The organism is bacterium (assembly GCA_009926305.1).
Lineage (GTDB): Bacteria > Bdellovibrionota_C > UBA2361 > UBA2361 > RFPC01 > RFPC01.
In genome coordinates, this window is record RFPC01000021.1 from 1 (window position 1) to 21,998 (window position 21,998).

Consider the following 21,998-nt stretch of genomic DNA (forward strand, 5'->3'; position numbering starts at 1 on the left):
CTTCAACGAGTGCTTCGAGTGGCGGCACTGCAAATTGTGGCGTCACGAAGTAGATGACCTTGTATGACACGTTCCCACTCCTTCAGAAGGGCTTGGAGTTACGCCTTGGATTCTTACAGACGTTTTCCCCACTTTTTCTTGAAAATTTCTCTCTTCAGTCTGCTCAAGTGATCAATGAACAGCACTCCGTCTAGATGATCAATTTCATGTTGGAGACAGATTGCAAGTAGGCCATCAGCTTCAACTTGAAACGATTCACCATGCCGGTTTTGTGCGTCAACGGTAACACATTCGGCTCGTGTTATCGTTTCTCGAAAGTCTGGGATACTGAGGCAGCCTTCTTCTGATGGGACTGTCCCATCCTTGGTTGTAATGATCGGATTAATAAATTCTAACGGATCATCTCCATCTTCTGATACATCTATGACGGTGACTCTTAAAAGCTCGCCGATTTGTGGCGCTGCAAGCCCAATGCCATGAGCGCTATACATCGTCTCTTTCATATCATCGAGTAGCGTGTGTAATCCTTTCGCAAACTCGGTAACGTGAATCGTTTCTTGTCTCAGGACATCATCAGGATAGATACGAATTTCTCTCTTTGCCATATAAGAAGGGTACCTGATTCTTAGGATTTCTTATAGAGATTGATGGAGGTTTGTCTGATTTCCTCCAGCTCGCTAGAGTAGGAGAGAAAGGGGCAGTAAGAAGGAGGATAGGAAGCGGTATGTCAGATGCGATAGACCTACGAGAGGCACAGCTCTATCGCATCCTGATGAGGGTGTTTGGGCGAGAGCGAATAGTGCCTCAGGCGAGAATATCATTTGTATGCAGTGGCAACCTTCCAGAGCTTTGCCCCGAGACAAACCCTGGATACAGAGATTGGGCAGAGGGTTTTCGATGTCTTTTTACGTTAGTAAATAATGAAGATGAGCCTCGTCTCGTGGTAGAGTTTCGCTCAGATTTTACTGAGACAGTTGACATTCGAGAGGTAGAGCGCGACCGTTACCTGCCAGAAGTTTTGCAGCGGCAGGGAATTCACTATATGACTGTTAGTGAGGCCGAGTTTGGCGAGTTACTTTCGGCGGAAAGCGAGATGTGCTTTCTACACCTTATGGAGTGTAAGTTCGGTGATAAGATTGTGGCATAGACAGTGGATAGTTCTGGCAGTGCCAGTGCTTCTCTTCTTTTTGCTTGAGCTTCAGAATCTTTCTCTCTCAGAGCGGCATTATCTTGTGTTTCCACTCGTTTTGGCCGCCGTTCCCTATGTCTTCCTTAAGCAGAAAAAGTGGATGGTAGTGGCTCTGCTTACAAGCCTGCCAGTAATGTTCTTTGGAGTACGCTTTGTATTTTCTTTGTCCGTAGGACCTGAGAGTAGAGGGGTGCTTCTTTCGCAGCTAGAGAATGACTCAAGCGAAGCCCATTTGCTTCAGTTACGCGAGCAGATCACTCGATTTAGCTCTGAACGTGTAAAAAACAGTTTGCTGCGCTACTTTCGAGTTGTTCACTCAGAGGCAGAGCTTCGAGACATTTTCCCCCACTCATCTGCGGTTATTTGGGGGAACAAAGAGCAGATTAGAGTCTCTTTTGAGAAAAAGAAGCCCCCGCTAAAGCGCTATCGCTTACAATCATCGAATCAGGCGATGGAGCTTGCGGTTGTTGAGAATATACAGGGAGTAGAACTTTCCATAAAGCCGGTGCAGCAAACTGGTCTTTTTATCGCACGAATTCTAGAAATTTTGTTGTTAGAGAAAGATTCTGAAAATGAAAAAGAGTTAAAAGCACTTCTGATGAAGACCTCAAATCACATCAGCCATTGGGATGCGCGCTCTCATCTCGCATTCCCATGGCTAAAGCTTTCAAACATCAGGTTGAAGGAAGGTTACGAGCTTCAGAAAAAGGGCTCGTGGAAGCGAGCTCTTCAAGGCTATACCCAGGCGGCAGCATATCTTGAGCCATACGCTCATCCTGAGCTTCGAGCTGCCATTTTTAATAACAAAGCGGTTGCGTTGCTTCTCTCCCAAACTCCTTCCAACGGGGACGAACGCCTTCAACAAGCGCAACTGCTTCTGCAAAAAGCGGGAGTGATTGCTGGGCGCCCTGGTTTGTGGTCACCGCCGAAGTATTTGAAGAGAGCAATTCGTAAAAACTTACGAATTGTTGATGCGCTTTCTGGTAACAGTAAGAAATATCGCAGGAGAAAACATGGACTACGGCAAGGCGATAGACAGTCAGTTTGAATTGCCACTCAGGCGAACGGAGCTAGACTTTCTCTCAGGACGTTATGAGGGAAAGGTCCGAGATGCCTATCGAGGAAGAAAATATCGATACCTGATTACAACAGACCGTATTAGTTGTTTCGATGTCGTTCTTGGCGCAGTTCCATTTAAAGGACAGGTCTTGAATCAGATGGCTGATTACTGGTTTAGGAAAACAGAAGGAATTATTGAGAATCATCTTGTTGCCTGCCCTGATCCAAACGTAATGGTGGTGCACCATGTTGATATTTTACCTGTCGAGGTAGTGGTCCGTGGATATCTTGCTGGCAGTGCGTGGCGCGACTATCAGGAGGGAAGGGCAGTGAGTGGAATCAGGTTGCCCGATGGTCTTGCTTGTTATGAAAAGCTTTCAGAGCCTCTGATTACTCCATCAACGAAAGCACCAAAGGGTGAGCATGATGAGCCAATTAGTGAAATCGAAATTATTCAACGGGGAATTGTCAGCGAGAAGGTATGGGAAGAGGTGCGCACGCGAGCGCTAGAGCTTTTTCATTATGCAACGCATGAAGTTGCTAAGCGTGGACTGCTACTGGTGGACACAAAATATGAATTTGGTCTGCGAGATGGGCGAGTAGTACTAGCTGATGAGGTACATACATTAGATTCTTCTCGTTATTGGGTCTCAGCAACGTATGAATCCGCGCTGTCATCGAATACTTCTCCCGAAATGCTTGACAAGGAACCGGTAAGACAGTGGTTGATAGCACAGGGCTTTATGGGGGTGGGCACCCCGCCTCATTTACCCGATGAATACGTACGTGAACTCTCACTCCACTATATTTCAGCCTTTGAGCGTATTACAGGGGAATCATTTGTTCCCTCGGTTGGGGATACGGAAGAGAGAATCAAAGCAGTCTTAGAGGAATACGAGCTTCGGGATGAATAGCTTGCGCATCGTGCTATGTGTAGCTGAAAAGAATAAAGCACTTAAGGGATGAGGGGATCGGTTCCGCTCTGAATTTCAGCATAATCACTAGCCCCATCTCCATCGGTGTCTGAGAGCAGTGGGTTCGTTTTATATATCAGAACCTCTTCCCCATCGCTTAACTCATCTTCATCCGTATCTGTAAGCGTAGGGTTCGTAAAGTAAATGCCAATTTCTGCCGCATCATAGAGATTATCAAAATCTTGGTCCGTTACTATTTCTGCTGCAATTGGCTGAGCTTTTTCTAATCCTTTGCGTGCCCTTCGCGCCATTCGCTTGTAACCAGCTGCGCCAGGGTGAAGAGAGTCTCTTATTGCCAGTTTGTCGACGGGAATTTTATCAAAACGCACCAGCACATTTAGCCCCTGTTTCCGCAAAAGCTCGGTATTGAGATCACTGAGGAAAGGATTCTGGAAACTTCTTTCGGTCATTGGAACAGTCGCGGTGAATACGATGGGTTTTGTCCCATTGCGTTCTTCGAGGGCTCGTTCGATATATTTCTTCAGCCGATGAATTTGCATTACAACTTGAAAAGGTTGATCTCCAGTCCAGTAGCTGTTCGTTCCCACCTGAATGAGAGTATAGTCTATATCCCGAGTTCGCCTCGTCGTTTTTCCACCCTTATCAATATTCCGAATAAAAGACCTTCTTAGCTCTCGCGGGGTAGTTCCCGGGACACCCAGGTTGAGAGCTTTAAAGTGTGAGTCACCCACTAGCTGTTTGAGTCTTTTTGGATACCCCAGACCTTCTTCATCACCTACGCCTCTTACGATGCTGTCACCTGTCAGCATAAAACGAATGGAGCCATCGCAGTTCGTATCGATATACTCCAGGATGTTTGGGCAGGCAAACGCTTGAGTTGAAAAGATGAGCGCACCACCCAGTAAGATTGAGGATAGGCTATGAGATAGCCCTTGTAGGGTTTTAAAAACTTTCTGTTTGACTCTAGAAGGTGTCATACGGTTTCTAAGCGACTCTCATGCCCTGCGATAAACATATCGCGGCTGATTTCTTAAATATTTTGTTCCTGAAGTCTCTTGATTGCAAGTATCAATCAAAAAAAGGGGAAAACCGAGCTCCATGCCCTGAATCGACGCTTTCTGATGAATATATGGGGCTATACGAGGACCGTGAAAGGCAGCTATCCTTAAACGGTTATATGTGATGGGAGATTGTTCTCTGTGCGAACCTTGATTTGGCTTTTTTGTGGAATTGTTGCGGGACTCTATGTTCTTCAACCCATTTTAGACCCTGATCTCTGGTGGCACATTGCAATTGGTAAATGGATACTTGCGCACGGAGTAGTGCCGGTTCAGGAGCATTGGAATCTCTATGCGTTGGGCCAACCTTTTACCGCATATTCTTGGATGACCGAAGTCTTGTTTGCCTGGGCTGAGTCGAAGGGAGGCATCGACTGGCTCTTCTGGATGAAAGGAATTCTTATTCAAATAGTTGGCCTCTCGTTGTGTTTTGTTTATGCGAAGCTCTCAAGAGACTGGTTTTTTGGCCTACTCCTCGGGATCGTTGCTTTAATAGGGTGCCAGAGTCATTTTACGCTACGCCCACAAAGTTTTACCTGGCTATATTTAATCTGGCTCATTTATTTTTGCGAAGTTGCAGTCCGGCGAGGGCGCCTATTCCCCGCGTCTCTCGGAATTTTCTTGGTGATGAGCCTCTGGGCTAATATTCATATTACGACGATTATCGGGATTGCGGTAATTATCTTTTGGACCTTAGAGCGGAAGAACCTTGCGTTGACCGCATGGTTGGTTTTGTTTGGTTTTCTGGGAACACTTATTACTCCATATCTTGGAGGTGAGTGGCTCATTTTTCTATCGAAGACGAATCACCCTTTAGAGCATTCTTCGATCATCGAGTTTCAAGCTGCGACAATACTTCAATATCCAACAGGCTTCATGCTTTTAGGAGCATTTTTTCTTGGGATGCTCTTGTTCTTAAGGCCTCAGCTGTTCTCTCCTTCACGAACCTGTCTTGCTGGAGGCTTACTGCTTGGAGGACTTGCGGTCGTGAAGTTTCTTCCATATGCAATTCTTTTTATTTTTGCCGTTATCGCGTCGGTTTGGGGGGAGGGGAAAATCCGAAATGTTCGCTTTGGGAATCTCACTGAAGCCGTAGGAAAATTTCGCTCCTTGTTTGGAAGTAAGCATCTTCCCTTGGAGGGAGTTGGCTTTATTCTCATTTGTCTGATTTACGTTCTGGCGAAGCAGGGCATGGCTACAAAGCTTGAAACGAGCATCGTTCCCAGTGAGGCCGTTTCCTTCATGGTCGAGAAGAATATCTCTCCTCCAGTACTGCATACGTTCGGCTATGGAGGATACATGATGTATCACTATAGCAGTGATCCAAATACGGCTTCTGAGAAGGTAATTATCGATGGAAGAACGAATGTTACCCCAGCAGATGTTGGGGAAATGGTAGGAAAAGCATTCGCAGGAAAGAGAGGTTGGAGCGAAGTGATGAGTCTTTATAGGCCAAATAGCGTGCTCTGGCACGGAGATTCTCCATTGATTTCGCTTCTGCTTCTGAGCGGAGAGTGGTGTATTGTTTATCAGGCTCCCCAAACAATGCTTCAGCACACTGTGTTGATAAAGCGGGATGAGTATGAGGCTCGTAGCCAAGAGTTTCCGAACGCAGAGTGCAGCTGATAGTGAAATTGAGGATAGTAGGTGTCCTCTGCTCTTCGTATCATTCTACAGCTACGATGAATTCGTAAATATATTTAGATCTTAGGTTTTTTGCTCGAGGGGTCGACTCCTACTCCTAGGTAAGTGTGTGGAAGCAAGGATTCCCGTGGAGGTAAGTGTGTCATTCCAAGAAAATCAGTCCCATCAGGTAAAATTTCATGCCGATCGCATTCGAGAAGTCTCAATACGAGTCTTAAAATCTATAACGTTAGATCCAAGGATTACTCCAGAGGAACAGCTCGGACTCTTAACAGAGATAGCTGGTGTTCATGTAGAGCTCGCTGAGATGATCCATTCAGCGGTTGAGCATGGGTGTCATCAGGCTGTCGAAGCGTTACAAAAGCAGGGTTGTGAGGTGCCAGCCTCCCTCGAAAGGTTTCTGTAGCATTTCAAAGCCATCTTCGGCGTTAGCAACGGCAGAGAACGAGCGGTACTGCCTTGTGCGGCTGCCTGTCTACTGGCATTCTCCCCTCTATGGAGATTCAGGAGATTAAGCACCGCTTTCCCGGGATGAAGTTGTTGGTGGGGCTCGCAGCGCTGTGTGTTGTTGCCGCTGGTTTGAAAGCCGCCCAAGTAGTCTTCATTCCAATCTTGTTTTCTTTTTTTCTTGCAGTGCTTGGAACTCCGCCGACTCACTATTTAGCGCGCAAAGGGGTCCCGAAGTTTTTATCGGTTTTGATCGTTGCCATTATCATCATCACGTTACTCGCGCTTGTTGGGAATCTCTTCTTTGGTTCAATTCAAGAGTTTCGCTCTGCAGTACCTCGTTATGCTGGAGGTCTGGATGAACTTTCTCAGAAGGTGGATGATTACCTTGGTGAATTTGGTCTGGAGTATTCCACAGGCATGATTGTCGACTCTATCGAGCCGGCTGCCGTTGTGGATGTTGTCAGTAGTACCATCCGTGGGCTTTTTGGGGCAGTTTCTGTAACGGTACTTGTTTTTGTAATGATGATATTCATGCTGTATGAGGCGACGGATTTTCGCCAGAAACTCGCCTATGCCATGGGAGAAGCCTTTCAGGTTGAGCGATTTGAAGGGGTAGCAACGGATGTACAGCGATATATTCTTATAAAGACGGTAACGAGCCTCATCACAGGAATATCAGTAGGGTTAATCAACTACTTTGTCGGCGTTGATTTTTGGATCTTATGGGGCCTGATTGCATACGTGTTGAACTATATACCTTTTGTCGGCTCGATTTTTGCCGCGATTCCGGCAGTTATTTTGGGGTTTCTCCTCGGAGGAGTACCAATGGGGATAACGCTTATCATAGCGTATCTGATTGTTAATAATGTTGTGAGTAATTTTCTAGAGCCTATTCTTCTCGGGCCAAGACTAGGCCTTTCGCCGTTAGTGGTCTTTCTCTCGTTAATTGTCTGGGGATGGCTATGGGGACCAGCGGGAGCGCTTCTTTCAGTTCCGTTGACGATGATTGTGAAGATTCTCCTTGAGCACAGCGAGGAGTTGCGGTGGGTTGCTATTTTGATGACGAATCGTGGTCGGCTTTCTGCACGTGAACCAGAGGAGAGCGGAAGAGAAGAAGTGGCGTAGTCAAAATTTGCCAAGAGCTTTCGGGACGAAGCTTTAACATATTTATAGTTAGATATGATTAATATCAGGTAGTTAGCTGGAGGTTGCCTAATTTCCTGGTAGCGCACCTGTCCATGCTGTGTTATTCCGATCGTGTGGGAATATTAGAAACTGAGCACTATTCTCTTGAAGCAGAGGGACTGCGTATCACAGTCTTTCCCGAATACATAGCGGAGGATTCAAATCCGTCAGAAGATACCTTTGCCTTCTCATATACTATTACAATAGAAAATCGAAGTGGTGTTGACGTTCAATTGCTGGAAAGACACTGGATGATCTTTTCTGGTGGAACGCATATGGCCGAGGTGGTTGCACCAGGAATTTACGGTCAACAGCCCATGATTTTAAGAGAAGATATCTTTGAGTATACCAGCACTGCAACTATTCGTGACCCTATTGGGAGGATGGAGGGGAGTTATACCTTTAGAACCTCCGAAGGAAAGTTTCGGGAGATACCCATTCCATCGTTTGATCTTCACTATCCTGTTGTATTTCACTAAACTGTATCGGGCTAAACTTCATTTCGTTAAACTTCGGAGGGTAATCAGGCCTCTTAATATTTTTTGTTTTGCAGGAGTCTGAAACGCTTCCATGTGATTTCATGTTGTAAATACGGAACGTTTATTTCAGTGAGGAGTATGGCGCTAGTTGATCTTTACCAACGTATGGGGGAAGAAGCCGGTATTCGTAGGCTTGTAACAACCTTCTATCAACTGATGGATACTCTACCAGAAGCAGAGGGCATCCGATTGCTCCATCCAGAAGAGCTGGACGAATCAGAAGAGAAGCTCGTATTGTTTTTGTCTGGCTGGAGTGGTGGCCCACCCCTGTACGTTGAAAAATATGGGCATCCACGGCTTCGCATGCGTCATATGCCATTTCAGATAGGGGAATCCGAGCGCGATCAGTGGCTGTTGTGTATGCGACGTGCTTTGGAGGAGTGTATAGCGGATAAAGAGGTCAGAGACTTCCTTGATGAGAAGTTTACGCATATTGCTGACTTTATGCGAAACATGCCATGAGACGGCTGCGAAATAAAAGCGAGCGGAGAAAAAGAAGCTCTCTTTCCCCGCTCGTTTGCTGAACAGCGAAGAATACCACGAGGGACTTCTTCGCTGTGTTGCCAAAATACTAGTAGAGGTAGTGTTCTGGCTTGTAAGGACCTTCCTTGTTTACTGCCAAGTAGTCAGCCTGTTTCTTGGTTAGCTCAGTGAGTCTTACTCCAAGCTTATCAAGGTGTAGACGCGCTACTTTTTCATCCAACTTTTTTGGAAGCATGTGAACGTCTATTCCATACTTATCTGGATTCGTGAAGAGCTCAATCTGAGCAATTACTTGGTTCGTGAAAGAAGCTGACATGACAAAACTTGGATGGCCTGTTGCACATCCAAGGTTCACAAGTCGGCCACGAGCCAGCACGATAATCGAACGGCCATTTGGTAGTGTGAATTTGTCTACCTGTGGCTTGATACTCGTTTCGATGACACCCTTCGTATTTTCCAGCCACGTCATATCAATTTCATTGTCAAAGTGACCGATGTTACAAAGGATTGCCTCATTTTTCATCTCTACCATGTGCTCACCAGTTACCACATCGCAGTTTCCTGTTGCTGTAACAAAGATATCTGCCACCGAAGCAGCTGCTTCCATAGTAGTGACTTCAAATCCTTCCATTGCTGCTTGGAGCGCCAGAATTGGATCGATTTCAGTAATGAGCACTCTTGCGCCATAACCTTTCATGGACTGAGCACATCCTTTTCCAACACCGCCATACCCTGCAACGCAGACAACTTTTCCTGCAAGCATGATATCAGTAGCACGCTTGAGACCATCAGCAAGTGATTCTCGGCATCCGTATAAGTTGTCGAACTTTGACTTCGTGACAGAGTCGTTTACGTTAAAGGCTGGCATCTTCAGGGTGCCTTTTTTCGCCATCTGGTACAGTCTAGCGACGCCAGTAGTAGTCTCCTCAGATACTCCTCTGATCTCTTCAATCAGTTGCGGGAATTGTTCGTGGACCATGATCGTGAGGTCTCCGCCGTCATCCAGGAGCATGTTCGGACCCTTCCCATCAGAAAACGTGAGGGTTTGAACGATACACCAGTCATACTCCTCCTCTGTCTCCCCTTTCCATGCAAAGACAGGTATTCCCGCTGCAGCGATCGCGGCAGCCGCATGGTCTTGGGTAGAGTAAATATTACAACTTGACCAGCGGACTTCTGCACCAAGCTCAATGAGAGTTTCAATGAGCACCGCTGTCTGAATGGTCATATGGAGACATCCAGCGATCTTTGCTCCTTTTAAGGGCTTAGCATCTCTGTACTCCTCGCGAATCGCCATGAGCCCTGGCATCTCGGTCTCTGCCAGTTCAATCTCTTTTCGACCCCACTCTGCTAAAGAGATATCAGCGACTTTGTAGTCGACATCTCCTTCAGCTAATTTTTTTGCTAACGCATTTGCATTCATGATTTATTCCTTTTCATGTTTAGTCATTTCAATTACAAAAACATCTTTCTCGGCTCCAAGCACTTCAGTGTGTTGAGTTTCCAGTCCGAGCTGAGCCCCCCAACGTGAGAATGTCTCAGTATTAAATCCGAGCCAAAGATCAGCGTATCGCTCCCGCATATACTCGTTGTCATGTTCGACGAGGTCAACGACAACGAGCTTTCCATCATGGCGAAGCACTCGCGCAATATCTCTGAGTGCCTCTAGTGGTTCAGCAATATGATGAAAGACCATACACGCAATCGCACAATCGATCGTCTCATCTCCGATCGGTAGATGCTCAAGGTATCCAAGTCGTAGATCAACGGCTGATTCAATGTGTTTCAGGTTTTCTCGTGCTTGCTCAATCATGGCACTTGAATAGTCAACACCGAAGGTTTCTCCAGAGCGAGGAGCAAGTTGCTTTAAAACGGTGCCTGAGCCACATCCGAGTTCCAGCAGTGAGCATGAAGGCGAAATTCTATCTTTCAAATACGGAAGATAGTCAGCTTTTCCTTGAGCCTCGTCACGGATCTGGCTCCAGTCCTGTGCGACGGTTTCAAAATAGCGGCGACCCTTATCGCGACGTGCTGAAAGCACTTGTTGAATAGCGCGGCGATCTTCTTCAAGTAAGTCAGTAAGTTTTGCTGAACGAGTAATTGCCTCGGTTGTAAGCGCAAGGAGTTGCCCTTCGAATGAGGACTGATCAGAGGGGCTAATGGTATAGAAGGCCCACGAGCCTTCTTTTCGATGACTTACAAGTCCTGCTTGTTCCAGAATTTTTAAGTGATGGCTAACCGTTGATTGGCTCAAATGAAGGGTGTTTGTGAGCTCTTGCACATTAAAACTTCCCTTCGAAAGAAGGTGAAGCAGCCTCAGTCGAGAGTCATCGGCTAATGCCTTTAAGATTCCTGCGATGTCCATACTTGGAGTATAACATACTATATCGATAGATATCAATATGTCGATATCTAATCATTTCAGCATATTACAAGTACTATGAGACATCAGTATTGATATGTTGTGCCGTCAGGCCTTGTTTTCCATCTCCGATGGAACCAGAACCATTGCTCAGGGAATTCTTCAATCATGGGCGTAAAGAGGTCAGTGACTTTTTGAGTAATTGCCAATATTTTTTCCTCTCGAGATAGGGACGGATCATCTCTAATGGCGTCAGTCTGGCAATCACTCACGAGAAATTCATACTGTCCTGATGTATTTCTCACTAATGAAAGAACGGTAACGCGAGGGTTTGCCTTGAGAATGGAATACCCTACCGCTTTCGTTGTTGCTGCTGGCAGTGAGAACCATCTTGGGAAAACTGCACGCGAAAGAGTGATATTCTGATCAAATAAGAGTCCAGCGCGTCCTCCTTGATTTAACACGTGTAGAAGTTTTCGATATGCGCCACTTCGCTCAATAACTCGATTGCCATGTTTCTCTCGTATGCTCCTCCACCACTGCTCTAGACGTGGGCCAGGAAACTTTCGCACCACAAAGTGCAATGGGAATCCCTTAAGCGCCATAGTTTGTGCTAACAATTCGAAGACTCCAAGGTGACCTGTGAGGTAGAGTCTTCCATTGGGGCTTGCTTCAGCCAGAAAGTTTTCTTTGCCCTCTGGAAAGACAATATTTTTATTAACCCAATCTTCCGTTATCTGTGGAAGGCGAAATGCTTCATAGAGAAAATTGGCAAGATATTGAATATGCCGATTGATTAGCTTCCGTTGCTCATGATCTGACATATCAGGGAATACTATCGTAAGATTCGTTCTCGCTACCTGTAAGTGCTTCGGCTGAAAAATGAGAACGATACGAATGATTACTTCAAAAGATGCACGGATTATCGCACCAGGGAGTATGCGAGTAGCAAGTGATACTGTTTTGGCAGCAAGTGATGCTATGATGTCAGTAAAGAGTAATCGCATCTAATCAAATACTATTCCTAGAATCTCGCTCCTTCCTCGAGGGCAGGTTGTGATATTTGTTCTCTTCCATCAGCCTCGATCCACCCAAGTATGTCGTCCGTATGGGAAGAGATGATATTCCAGATTTCTTGTACTAGCCTATTCCCCGAATTATTGATGGTGTCTATATTTGAAAAAGCAGCCTCTTCGTGTTGTTGAAGAAAAATATTATAGAGCTGTTGAGCGGTTGCAGGGTTCACGCTGCGGCTAAAGATTTTCTGTAGCGGTAGCCATCCAACAAGTTGGTGTAAAGCACCAACATCAACTCTACCATCACTATTGTAGTCGATATACAGACGTGGAACCGACAAATACCCGGAAGTTGCGATACCGACCTGTATCGGATACGACGTGCCGTTGGCAGGAAGCGTCATTTGAATGTGATAGATGGTAAAGTCTCGTTCTATTGGAGGCTCAATGACGCTTTCCATAAGGGCAATCGTTGTGCTCAGTTGGTACATGCCACTGTTGAGTCCTTGAATAATCTTTACGCGGGCTTCCTGCTCTCGCTGATAATCAGCATACGAGTTCGCAGAAAGATCAGCAGGAGCGACTAATTGATTTTTTCCTTTCTTGTTCTCGAGGGTATCCAGCAAATTTGAGAATTCAGAAACAAGATGAGAAATGTCTGCCTCAGTCTGCATCACGGTATCGGAGAGTTGTTGAAGTCTTTTGTACAAGACAAAAAGAGCGGTCATGCATGCAAGGAGGAGCAGGAAGGTGATGAGTGGAAGGCTTGAGGGGCTCTCATCATTATTCATGGGACGCCTTTTTAATTTTTCATCGTCAATCAACGGACACTCTTTTGGCGAGCTCTTCAAGCACCAGAGGTTCGAAGAGCGCATAGAGAGTCGCTTCTTTCATGAATCCATTCACTGGGAGATCCGCATTGCTGATTTTTGCTACGAGTTGCTCAATTGCCTTTTGTCCCAGATCTTTGAATTCGTTCTCTACAGTAATGCTAATCGTATTTGTTGAATAATCAATTTCGTAGGTTTCATTAAACCTATCTGCATATTCAGAAATAATCTCGTCAATCACTGGTTCAAAAAGAGAGGAATAAGAGTTTCTCAGGACCAGAAATAAATGTTGATCGTACTCTCCAAATGCGCTCTCTAGAAATGCGGTGAGAGCTTCTTGTTTTTGATACTTAATCGCGGATTTGAAGGCTTTTACGAAGCGAAGCGTACTCGGATCCTTTGCCGCATCGGATTTTATAATCTTTTTTATGGCCGCATTAATGTTCTTGGCATTTTGAAAACATTCAACGGCATCTTCAACGGAATAAGAAAACATGCAACGCCTCTCCTCAAGCTTTCATCATGGATGGTTCCTTGAGGGAGAGTATAACATCCTAACGGGTTGGAAGATCAATGCCCAGATGAGGGCGCCAGAGAAAGAGTGTCTTTCTCGATGTCGACCCTTCGGTATGTGTGCGTAGTGGCGTATTGCAAGACCTGTTAGAAGGACGAACGCGTCAGAGTCTCTCTATAATGGTAGCAATCCCCATGCCGAGACCGATACACATCGTGCAACATCCATAGCGGCCATTGGTTCGCTCAAGATCGTCAAGTAGCGTTCCAAGGAGAATTGCACCCGTAGCTCCCAGAGGGTGCCCAAGCGCGATTGCCCCACCACTGACATTCACCTGGTCTTGCTCAATTTGCAGCTCCCGCATGGTAACGAGCGGAACTGGAGCAAATGCTTCATTAATCTCCCAAAGGTCGATGTCTTTTACGGAGAGATTCGCTCGCTCCAAGACCTGGCGACTGGCTTCGATTGGGCCGGTAAGCATGATACGCGGTGGTGAACCAATAACTGCCATACTCACGATTCGAGCACGTGGCTTTAGCTGATGTTCCTTCACTGCTCTTTCGCTTGAAAGAAGAATTGCAGCAGCGCCGTCTACTATGGCAGAGGCATTCCCAGCCGTTATTACGCCATTTTCTTTAAAGACAGTTTTTAATCCAGCAAGTGCTTCGAGCGTTGTCGTTGGGCGCGGATTGTTGTCCTGCTCGAGAGTGAGGTGTTCGTTTGTTTCGAGGTCCTGATATGGAACACCGATAAGACTGTTTGCAAATCTATTATCAGCAGCAGCCTCTTTTGCTTTCATTTGTGATTGATAAGCAAATTGGTCAAGCTCATCTCTTGAGAGTCCGAATTCCTCCGCTAAAATCTCCGCGGATTCTCCCTGCTGGACTAAATCCGCGTGATGTTTCTTGAGCGCTGGGCTTTCCTCTCCACCGAGGTCTGAGAACATCGGAACCCGAGTCATATGCTCAAGGCCACCTGAAATAATCAGGTCAGCATTTCCTGATTGTATCATTGAAGCGCCAAAATTGGTTGCTTGTTGGCCCGAGCCACAGAGTCGATTAATCGTGGTACCTGGTACTGTTATTGGCCAGCCAGCTCCTAACACGGACGCTCGAGCAACACACCACCCTTGCTCCCCAACCTGGGTGACGCAACCGAGAATTACGTCTTCGATAAGCTCTGGCGAAAGAGCGTTTCGCTGCGTAATCCCATTGAGGGGATGAGTCATTAAATCGATTGGATGAACTGACTGAAATGCCCCTTTTCTCTTCGCACGTGGAGTGCGGCAGGTGTCGATAATATATGCTGTTTGACTCTGACTCATTGTGATTCCTTATCTGAAACGTGAACATCTACTCGTCTATTTAATTGGCGTCCTACGGGTGTTTCATTACTCGCAATCGGCCGCTTACTTCCGAAACTTGATACATGCACCAGTGATGATGGGAAACCCTTCGCAGTAAAATATGCTGCTACATTTCGAGCTCGTGATTCTGATAGCCGCTCGTTATAGCTTGGGGTTCCAGAGTCATCAGAGTGACCGATTACATGTACACTGATAGTTCTGGGCGATTGAAGGATTGAGTTGGCAATAACCTCTAGATTTGATACTGCTCCCGCTCGCATGTTCGTGGAATCAATATCAAAGAAAATTTGATAGACTCCCCCGATGTAACTCGAAAAGGAGCGTGAATCAAGGTCGGCTTGAATATCTGCTAGTCGGTGACGGTTGGCTGCATTCGCCACCTTAATAGACTCTAACGCTTCTTCTTGTTTCTCAAGAGCGCTCTCGTTGATATCAAATCCGGCACCTTGCAAACTTCCCTGTACCAGACCGAGTCCAGCACCGACGGCTACCCCTTCACCATCATGCATGATCTGGTTGCCGACTACAGCACCAGCTCCTGCGCCCCAAGCAGCCCCCAAAACCGCACCTGCAATTGTCTTGTCTGGGCCAGGCTGTGGATTTGAGCAGCCCAACGGCAGCCATGATAAAGAAAAGAGAAACATAATGCTCATAGAGAGATTTGTCAGGCGCATATTCACTCCGTTACAATTACTCACTGTCACGTAGTAGTATCACGTCTCCGCGATAAACTTACAACTACTCGATTTTAGCCGCGCGTTTCTCTTTCAAGAGAACTGACAGCACCATCAGACCACCGAGGAGGCTTAGAACCGTCCATGGCAGATTCCCCAGTCTTGTATAAATTGTTTCTGACTGAATAGGAAAGATCTCCCCTTTGAGCGCTCCCTCTGTTGCAGAAGAAAGCTCATGAATTGTCGTTCCGAGGGGATTTACAATCGCCGTTTTTCCAGTATTTGTTGCTCTTAGGTGAAAACGGTTATTCTCAATGGCTCGAAATGAGGCGATAAGGTGGTGTTGGTCAAGAGCCGCGGTATCTCCAAACCAAGCGTCGTTTGTAAGATTTACGAGAAACTCAGCCCCAGCTTTTACAGATTCTCTCGCGAGCGATTGAATGACATCTTCGTAACAGATTAATGTTCCTGCTCGAACGTTTTTTTCTACTCCGTTGTCCTTGAGAGAGATGCGATGAATCCCTGGAGTAGCTCCCGCTGTAAAATTTGCTGCCATATTATTAATTTTCATCAGCCAGGGGAAGGTCTGACTGAGGGGAGTATACTCTCCATACGGCATCAGGATTTGTTTATGATAAGGAGTTCCGATCGCACCATCTGAATTAATCAGGAGCGCACTATTGAACTGTTTTTCTCGTGTTTCAAAAGTGAGTAAACCAGAGAGGAGGGGAGCAAAACGCAAATGAGGAAGTCGGGGGTCTTGGCTCCGATGAGTGATGCCAGCATAGGTCCAATTCATAATTGCAGACTCTGGCCAGATAATCAGGGTGTTTTCTGAGTCATACGGCATTGAGAGATTGAGATGAGTGCGAATGTCGTTTGCCGCAGAGGAACGTGTATTTTCTCGATGCAGCGGAATATTTCCTTGGATGAGCGCTACCGAGATAGTCTGGCGTTCAGCGCGTTGTGCGGAAAATCGTGCTATTTGCTGATGACCGTAGAGCACAGAAATGATCATAACAAGGAATGAATAGAAGAGTCCTTTTCTGGCGACTCTTAGGCGTATCACGCCCTCTGCGAACCAGACCATGATAAATGATATTCCAAGTGTTCCGACAATGCCTGCTATTTGGGCGAACTCAGTGAAGGCAAGTTGCGAATGCCCGAGATGCCAAGGGAAAATGCGAACAGACCACTGCTCTGAAATAATCCATGCGATTGGAGCACTGAGTGCATAGTGGTTGAGTCGTGAGGGTAGGTATTTCAGGAGTAAGCCGAAGAGGGGAAACTGAAGTGCGCTTCCCAAAACAAAGACGATGAAAATAGGCACTGCAGCGACGAGTGGAAAGGCTCCGAAGCGGTGAATTGTTTCCAGTAGCCAGAAGAAGCCAAAGAGCTGGATAAAACATCCGGTAAAAAAGAGATTTTTCAGGGGCTGTTTGCCTCGAATAATCAGAAGGATGCCTATTATCCCGAGCCAAGACAAAACACAGTGAGTCGAGGTTCCCGGATACCACCATCCGATTCCAATAAGAGAAGCGACAAGGAAGCTTTGAAACAGGGGTAGAAGAGTCGCGCTCGAAAAGAGTCGTCGAGAGTCTTCTTTCATTCTGTTGTTCCCCCAAGATTCAACTGAACTTTCTCCGGCTCTGTTCTGTTCAGGAAAAGGGATTGCTTACGAAAGACTCTCCATGCAGCAGAGTCTCAATGAAGAGTAAGCGATTATATTTAGCGGTACGCTCAGCTCTACACACGGATCCTGTCTTTATTTGTCCAGCTCCAGTAGCAACTGCGAGGTCTGCTATGAAGGTATCTTCTGTTTCTCCAGAGCGATGGGAGATGACCGAGCTGTAGCCGCGCTCTTGCGCCAGAGCGATTGCCTCAAGTGTCTCAGTTACCGTTCCAATCTGATTGAGCTTTATCAGAATTGAATTTGCACATCCTTTTTCAATTCCCTGACGAAGACGGTCTGGATTTGTCACAAAGAGATCGTCTCCGACGAGCTGCACTTTACTTCCAAGTGCTGAAGTGAGATCCCGCCATCCATCCCAATCATTCTCATCGAGTCCATCCTCGATGCTTACAATCGGAAACTTTTCGCACCAGTTTTCATACAGTCGGATTAGCTCATCTGAACCCTTTTCACCACCACCGCTCTTTTCAAGTGTATATACTCCTTTTGAGCGATCATAGAATTCACTTGCAGCACAGTCGAGCGCCACCGAGATTTCCTCTCCCGGCGTGTATTTTGCTCCTTCAATAGCGAGCATCAGCATTTCAAGCGCTTCTTCCTGTGAAGAAAACTGAGGGGCGAACCCACCTTCATCTCCCACGCCAGTGCTATACCCTTTCTCGACCAGCATCTTCTTTAACGTATGAAACACCTCAGAAGCTGCTCGGATATTTTCAAAGAAAGTCCCTGAGCTATGGGGAACAATCATGAATTCTTGAAAATCAAGGGAGTTGGTGGCATGCGCTCCTCCATTGATGACGTTGACGAGTGGTACAGGTAGACATCTCGCATTGGCACCTCCAAGATAGCGAAAGAGCGGAATGCCGAGGAAGTTTGCTCCGGCTTTTGCAGCAGCAAGGCTTACTCCCAGAATAGCATTTGCTCCAAGTCGTGACTTATTTGGTGTTCCGTCAAGTTCGAGTAGCGCCCGATCGAGAGCCGAGAGCTCCAGTACGTCGTATCCGAGAATTTCTTCAGCGATCTCACCGTGAATCGATTCTATAGCTTTGAGGACGCCCTTCCCAAAGTATCGGTCTTTGTCACCGTCTCTTAGCTCATGTGCTTCATATTCACCAGTTGATGCACCTGAAGGAACGGCTGCTTCTCCGATCGTGCCATCTGAGAGTTGGACGAATGCAGCAACAGTGGGCAGCCCTCTTGAATCGAGACACTCATAGGCGTAAATGTTTTCGATTGCACTTCCTGAATCACTCATGCTGGTCCTCCTCACACGAAGTAGTTTTGCTCCCCATAATCTATGAACTCAAAGATATGAAATCAAGCCGATAACGGGATACGACCGAAAAAACGGCAACTGGCTTCTCTTTGGCGGACTCAACAGCCCCCAGCTATGCCCTATGAATACCGATATAAGAGAGAGAGTCTTGGAGATAGTCTATATGGTAAGTGTCTTCAGCCAATAGTAATGCGATAAACTCTCCCTTCTCTGGTATCAGGTTCGTGACAAAGGGAAAGAGCGAATTTGCTTTCTCGCCATCGAAAAGAAACTTCGCGGCACTATTTTTTAACGCATTAAAGTCTTTCACGGAGCACTTTGCTTTATAGAACTTCCAGCATGCTATTTCAGGAATTCGTCCTTGTAGCAGGGAAAATAATTCTAGCGCGAAAGAAGAACCATTCATTCTTGCATTGTTCTCGATCGGGAAAATGCCTTCTTCGCAGACGATATAATCAATGCCAAGGATTCCACGATAACCCCCTTTTGCCATAGCTTGAACAATCTTAGAGGAGCATTCACTGATGTAATCTGAAACTCGAGAGGAGTAATAGTTCCCATAGAAGTTCCCAGCATGTTTAAGTCCCTGGAAGAGTTGGGCAGAAAGACCAAGATGTCGAATTTCGCCACTTGAAGAGATAATCCATTGGTCATTTGGGGAAGAGACAACATTTAAGAATGGCTCTATGAGAACTTTTTGGTCTTGATTATCAAGAAGTTGTTCATAAAGCTCTTGTACATTTGTATTATCAATCGTGTATAGAGACCTTCCTGCCGAACCATCAGTACCCCGTACAATAACCTTTCCATAGTTTGCTAACAGTCGGTGAACAAGTTCGGCCATTTCTTCTTCATTCAGCGGACTCGATGCATCAATTTCATGATGATGCCCCTCAACGGTTTTAATCCCAAGAGCTTCGCATTCCTGTTTAAAGCTAAGTTTGTCGAAGTATCTTTTTGTCGTCTCTTCGTCGCACCCAAAGGCTGGGAGTCCTAAGCTAGTAGCGCAGGCAATATCATTATCGGAGAGGTAAAAGGCGAGGTAGTGGTAATCATATTGGTCAGAAAGTAACTTCTGAATGGGGGTCGGATCAGCCGTAATTACATCAGAGAGAGGTCCGCTAGCAGTTTTTTCATTATAGGCGACAACTTTCTCGGTACTCAGGTTCAGGGATCGTAACCAGTCGTAGTATGGTTCATCCAGATTCCCTTGTAAGACAACAATATCATTTTCACACGCGATGGGAAGAGACCGGCTACATTGATGATGTAGGAGAGGATCATGTTTTCTCATTGTTTCCGATGCTGGCTGAGAAAGGACATCGGTCGCAAAGAGAAGGCGCGAAGCCTCTGTTTGTGTGATACATGAACGTAATGTGGTCATTGGCAACGTCATTGTTAGTGGCCTTTTTATTCTTGTCCAACGATTTTGCCCCTCACAACTTCTGGTCTTAGCGCCTATCGAAGAAGGTTGCGTTATGTTCTGAAGAGCCCTTGCGCTGAATACTATAACATTAGAATCTAGTCGAAAGAGGCAAGTGGTGCAATGAGGTTCAAAGTCATCAACCAGCACTAGAGTAAAGGAGTGAATAAGATAGCGGTGATTCAGTGAGAAAAGAAGAGAAGCGACCGTGTGTGATTATTCATGGTGGAGCGGGTAAATTGCCCGATGAGCGGGCTCGCAAAAAGTTGCCAGTTATGCGCCGCGCGGCCGAGGCTGCGTGGGAGGAGCTACATGGCGGGAAGTCAGGGGAGTTTGCGGTAGTAGCGGCACTCCGCGAAATGGAAGGATCTGATTTTTTTAATGCGGGATATGGAGGATATCCGAACGTTGATGGGATTGTCCTTCTTGACGTTGGCCTGATGCGAGGAGCGAGAGATTTCGTCTCAATTTTGAATGCAAGGAGAATGAAGTATCCCTCGGCGGTTGCATTAGATCTGTTACGAGCAGACCGATCTTTGATGACGGTATGGACGCATCAGTTGATGCAAGAAGTGGATGGTGCAGCGGACTTTATTAAGGAGCGATATGGCTGGGTACCCACGCATGAAGATCTTCTCTCTCCAGTGGTTGAGGAATGGCTAAAAAATGATGGCGGTGAGTTCTCTAGTTCGGGTGAGACAAGTTGTGGCACTGTCGGTTGTGTTGTTCGCGATCTCAATGGCGACTTATGTGCTGGGACCTCTACTGGCGGAGTAAACTCGAAGGATAATGGAAGAATAGGCGATACTCCTGTTATCGGTTCAGGAGTCTTTGCAGATAACGAAATTGGTGCGCTTTCAACAACTGGACATGGAGAGTCGCTCATGTTGGGGCTCCTTTCTGGATTTGTTCTTGGAGAATTACGAAGAGAGCTCCGTGAGCACATTGACATCTTTCGAAAGAACCCTGATAGGTTATCGGCCATTCTGGAAAATGAGTTTCAAGAGTTATCTCGCAAGACCGTAAATAAGGGGGGCGGCATGATTATTGTCCCACCACATGGCTCTCCAAACTTTGCTTTTAATTCAGAGATGATTTCCATTGCGCACGCTGAGTTGAAAGAAGGGAGTTCAGAGGTTGAACTACAGAGCTTTATCGCCAAGAGCGACGGCACGTTTCTGCGCTAGGAATTCATTCACCAGTCTACTGTAGTTTGTGAAGAGCGGAACGTCACACGTGTTACGGGAAAAGAGTAAATTTCCCATGTAGTTATCTCGAGCACTTTTTATGATATTCGTCGTTCTGCAATTACTATCTTTAGTGCTAGAGAGCTTGTAGGATAGACCATATGAATGTCGAAAATCATGCTATTGTTGTTCATGGTGGGGCTGGAGTCCTTGATATGGGAACGATTTCTGCTCGTCGGCAATTGGCGTACCGTGCAGGGATACGAGAGGCGCTTCTAGCGGGTTATTCTCTTTTAGAGGAAGGGGGAAGCGCGGTTGATGCTGTTGAGGCGGCGGTTCGTTCTCTGGAGGACAATCCCCTATTTAATGCTGGCAAGGGGGCTGTCCTAGCTGCTGACGGCACACATTATCTTGATGCTGCAATCATGGATGGAAAGGACCTCTCAGCTGGAGCTGTTGCCGGTGTAAAGAGGGTAAGGAATCCTGTTGTGCTCGCTCGAGAAGTCCTCAATAGGGGTGAAGCAATACTTCTTGGCGGAGAAGCCGCAGATGAGTTTGCTGGGAAAGTGGGAGTTGAGCTCACAGATAATTCGTCCTTCACTACGGTGCATCGGATGAAGCAGTTACAGAGAGCAATAGCACAGGGAAAGACCGCCTTAGACCATGAGGATCTCTTTCGTGAAAAGAAAGGAACAGTAGGTGCTGTAGCAATTGACGGCGAAGGGCATGTAGCTGCGGCAACATCGACAGGTGGCATGACAAATAAACAACCCGGACGAATTGGAGACTCTCCTTTAATTGGGATTGGAACGTATGCTGCAGATGATACCTGTGCAATTTCATGCACAGGGAACGGGGAGCAGTTTATTCGACATCATATTGCTGGATCGGTATCGGCAATCATACGATATTCGGGGAAAACACTGTATTCGGCCGCAGAGCTCGCAATGAAACAGTTGCCTGCTAAGGCAGGAGGGTTCATTGGAATTTCACCCGAAGGTGAAATTGTTATGCCGTTTAACTCGCTTGGGATGATTCGAGGCTGGATTCAGTCGGGAAAGGAATTTATTGCTATTGGTCGAAAGGACGGTCAATCGTAGGGTAGGTTTCGTCGA

General features: G+C 46.4%; 22 protein-coding genes. 10 read left to right on the forward strand and 12 right to left on the reverse strand.

The features are described from left to right. Positions 1-113: 113 nt before the first annotated feature. Entirely contained in the window at positions 114-605 is a 492-nt protein-coding gene (gene def, locus EBR25_05225) for a peptide deformylase (GenBank protein NBW40394.1), read from the reverse strand. Positions 606-724: 119 nt separating this feature from the next. Between def and EBR25_05230 the strand changes: the two genes are divergently transcribed. The 3 genes from EBR25_05230 to EBR25_05240 are packed head-to-tail and all read left to right on the forward strand — an operon-like array spanning position 725 to position 3,162. Then, positions 725-1,147, forward strand: a complete 423-nt coding sequence (locus EBR25_05230) for a hypothetical protein (protein NBW40395.1) — start codon at positions 725-727, stop codon at positions 1,145-1,147. A 19-nt stretch (positions 1,148-1,166) separates the two neighbouring features. After that, the gene (locus tag EBR25_05235) at positions 1,167-2,237 is read left to right on the forward strand and encodes a hypothetical protein (GenBank protein ID NBW40396.1); all 1,071 of its coding nucleotides are present in this window, start codon (positions 1,167-1,169) and stop codon (positions 2,235-2,237) included. Then, positions 2,203-3,162: a phosphoribosylaminoimidazolesuccinocarboxamide synthase gene (locus tag EBR25_05240; GenBank protein NBW40397.1), complete on the forward strand. Its 960-nt coding sequence runs from the start codon at positions 2,203-2,205 to the stop codon at positions 3,160-3,162. Before EBR25_05235 ends, EBR25_05240 begins: the two co-directional genes overlap by 35 nt. 41 nt (positions 3,163-3,203) lie before the next feature. Here EBR25_05240 and EBR25_05245 read toward each other — a convergent pair whose 3' ends face one another. Beyond that, positions 3,204-4,160, reverse strand: coding sequence for an SGNH/GDSL hydrolase family protein (locus tag EBR25_05245; protein ID NBW40398.1), 957 nt, complete (start codon positions 4,158-4,160; stop codon positions 3,204-3,206). A 222-nt stretch (positions 4,161-4,382) separates the two neighbouring features. On the opposite strand from EBR25_05245, the gene EBR25_05250 reads away from it, so the two are divergent. From EBR25_05250 to EBR25_05270, 5 genes are all read left to right on the forward strand, one after another. After that, a complete protein-coding gene (locus EBR25_05250; protein ID NBW40399.1) occupies positions 4,383-5,867 on the forward strand; it encodes a hypothetical protein in 1,485 nt (494 codons plus the stop codon). 157 nt (positions 5,868-6,024) lie between these two features. Then, entirely contained in the window at positions 6,025-6,291 is a 267-nt protein-coding gene (locus EBR25_05255; protein ID NBW40400.1) for a hypothetical protein, read from the forward strand. 89 nt (positions 6,292-6,380) lie between these two features. Then, the gene (locus tag EBR25_05260; protein NBW40401.1) at positions 6,381-7,460 is read left to right on the forward strand and encodes an AI-2E family transporter; all 1,080 of its coding nucleotides are present in this window, start codon (positions 6,381-6,383) and stop codon (positions 7,458-7,460) included. Positions 7,461-7,573: 113 nt separating this feature from the next. Next, the gene (gene apaG, locus EBR25_05265; protein NBW40402.1) at positions 7,574-7,999 is read left to right on the forward strand and encodes a Co2+/Mg2+ efflux protein ApaG; all 426 of its coding nucleotides are present in this window, start codon (positions 7,574-7,576) and stop codon (positions 7,997-7,999) included. Positions 8,000-8,137: 138 nt separating this feature from the next. Further along, positions 8,138-8,521, forward strand: coding sequence for a hypothetical protein (locus EBR25_05270; GenBank protein NBW40403.1), 384 nt, complete (start codon positions 8,138-8,140; stop codon positions 8,519-8,521). Between the two features lie 109 nt (positions 8,522-8,630). Here EBR25_05270 and EBR25_05275 read toward each other — a convergent pair whose 3' ends face one another. From EBR25_05275 to EBR25_05320, 10 genes are all read right to left on the reverse strand, one after another. Next, complete coding sequence (locus EBR25_05275; GenBank protein NBW40404.1) at positions 8,631-9,965, reverse strand: adenosylhomocysteinase; 1,335 nt, start codon at positions 9,963-9,965, stop codon at positions 8,631-8,633. 3 nt (positions 9,966-9,968) lie between these two features. After that, positions 9,969-10,907: a methyltransferase domain-containing protein gene (locus EBR25_05280; protein NBW40405.1), complete on the reverse strand. Its 939-nt coding sequence runs from the start codon at positions 10,905-10,907 to the stop codon at positions 9,969-9,971. 83 nt (positions 10,908-10,990) lie between these two features. Next, complete coding sequence (locus tag EBR25_05285) at positions 10,991-11,911, reverse strand: hypothetical protein (GenBank protein ID NBW40406.1); 921 nt, start codon at positions 11,909-11,911, stop codon at positions 10,991-10,993. Positions 11,912-11,928: 17 nt separating this feature from the next. After that, positions 11,929-12,744 carry a hypothetical protein gene (locus tag EBR25_05290; GenBank protein ID NBW40407.1) on the reverse strand — a complete coding sequence of 272 codons (816 nt, stop codon included), beginning with the start codon at positions 12,742-12,744 and terminating at the stop codon, positions 11,929-11,931. After that, positions 12,737-13,246: a hypothetical protein gene (locus EBR25_05295; GenBank protein NBW40408.1), complete on the reverse strand. Its 510-nt coding sequence runs from the start codon at positions 13,244-13,246 to the stop codon at positions 12,737-12,739. The genes EBR25_05290 and EBR25_05295 overlap by 8 nt, the downstream gene beginning before the upstream one ends. Positions 13,247-13,427: 181 nt before the next feature. Beyond that, complete coding sequence (locus EBR25_05300; protein NBW40409.1) at positions 13,428-14,588, reverse strand: thiolase family protein; 1,161 nt, start codon at positions 14,586-14,588, stop codon at positions 13,428-13,430. Next, positions 14,585-15,304, reverse strand: a complete 720-nt coding sequence (locus EBR25_05305; protein NBW40410.1) for an OmpA family protein — start codon at positions 15,302-15,304, stop codon at positions 14,585-14,587. The genes EBR25_05300 and EBR25_05305 overlap by 4 nt, the downstream gene beginning before the upstream one ends. A 64-nt stretch (positions 15,305-15,368) precedes the next feature. Further along, positions 15,369-16,913 carry an apolipoprotein N-acyltransferase gene (gene lnt, locus EBR25_05310; protein ID NBW40411.1) on the reverse strand — a complete coding sequence of 515 codons (1,545 nt, stop codon included), beginning with the start codon at positions 16,911-16,913 and terminating at the stop codon, positions 15,369-15,371. 49 nt (positions 16,914-16,962) lie between these two features. Continuing rightward, a complete protein-coding gene (locus EBR25_05315; GenBank protein NBW40412.1) occupies positions 16,963-18,252 on the reverse strand; it encodes a phosphopyruvate hydratase in 1,290 nt (429 codons plus the stop codon). 133 nt (positions 18,253-18,385) lie between these two features. Beyond that, complete coding sequence (locus EBR25_05320; protein NBW40413.1) at positions 18,386-19,657, reverse strand: hypothetical protein; 1,272 nt, start codon at positions 19,655-19,657, stop codon at positions 18,386-18,388. Between the two features lie 224 nt (positions 19,658-19,881). On the opposite strand from EBR25_05320, the gene EBR25_05325 reads away from it, so the two are divergent. Together EBR25_05325 and EBR25_05330 are read left to right on the forward strand one after the other, a co-directional pair. After that, complete coding sequence (locus tag EBR25_05325; GenBank protein NBW40414.1) at positions 19,882-20,883, forward strand: hypothetical protein; 1,002 nt, start codon at positions 19,882-19,884, stop codon at positions 20,881-20,883. A 161-nt stretch (positions 20,884-21,044) separates the two neighbouring features. Next, the gene (locus EBR25_05330; GenBank protein NBW40415.1) at positions 21,045-21,983 is read left to right on the forward strand and encodes an isoaspartyl peptidase/L-asparaginase; all 939 of its coding nucleotides are present in this window, start codon (positions 21,045-21,047) and stop codon (positions 21,981-21,983) included. The last annotated feature ends 15 nt before the right edge of the window (positions 21,984-21,998 follow it).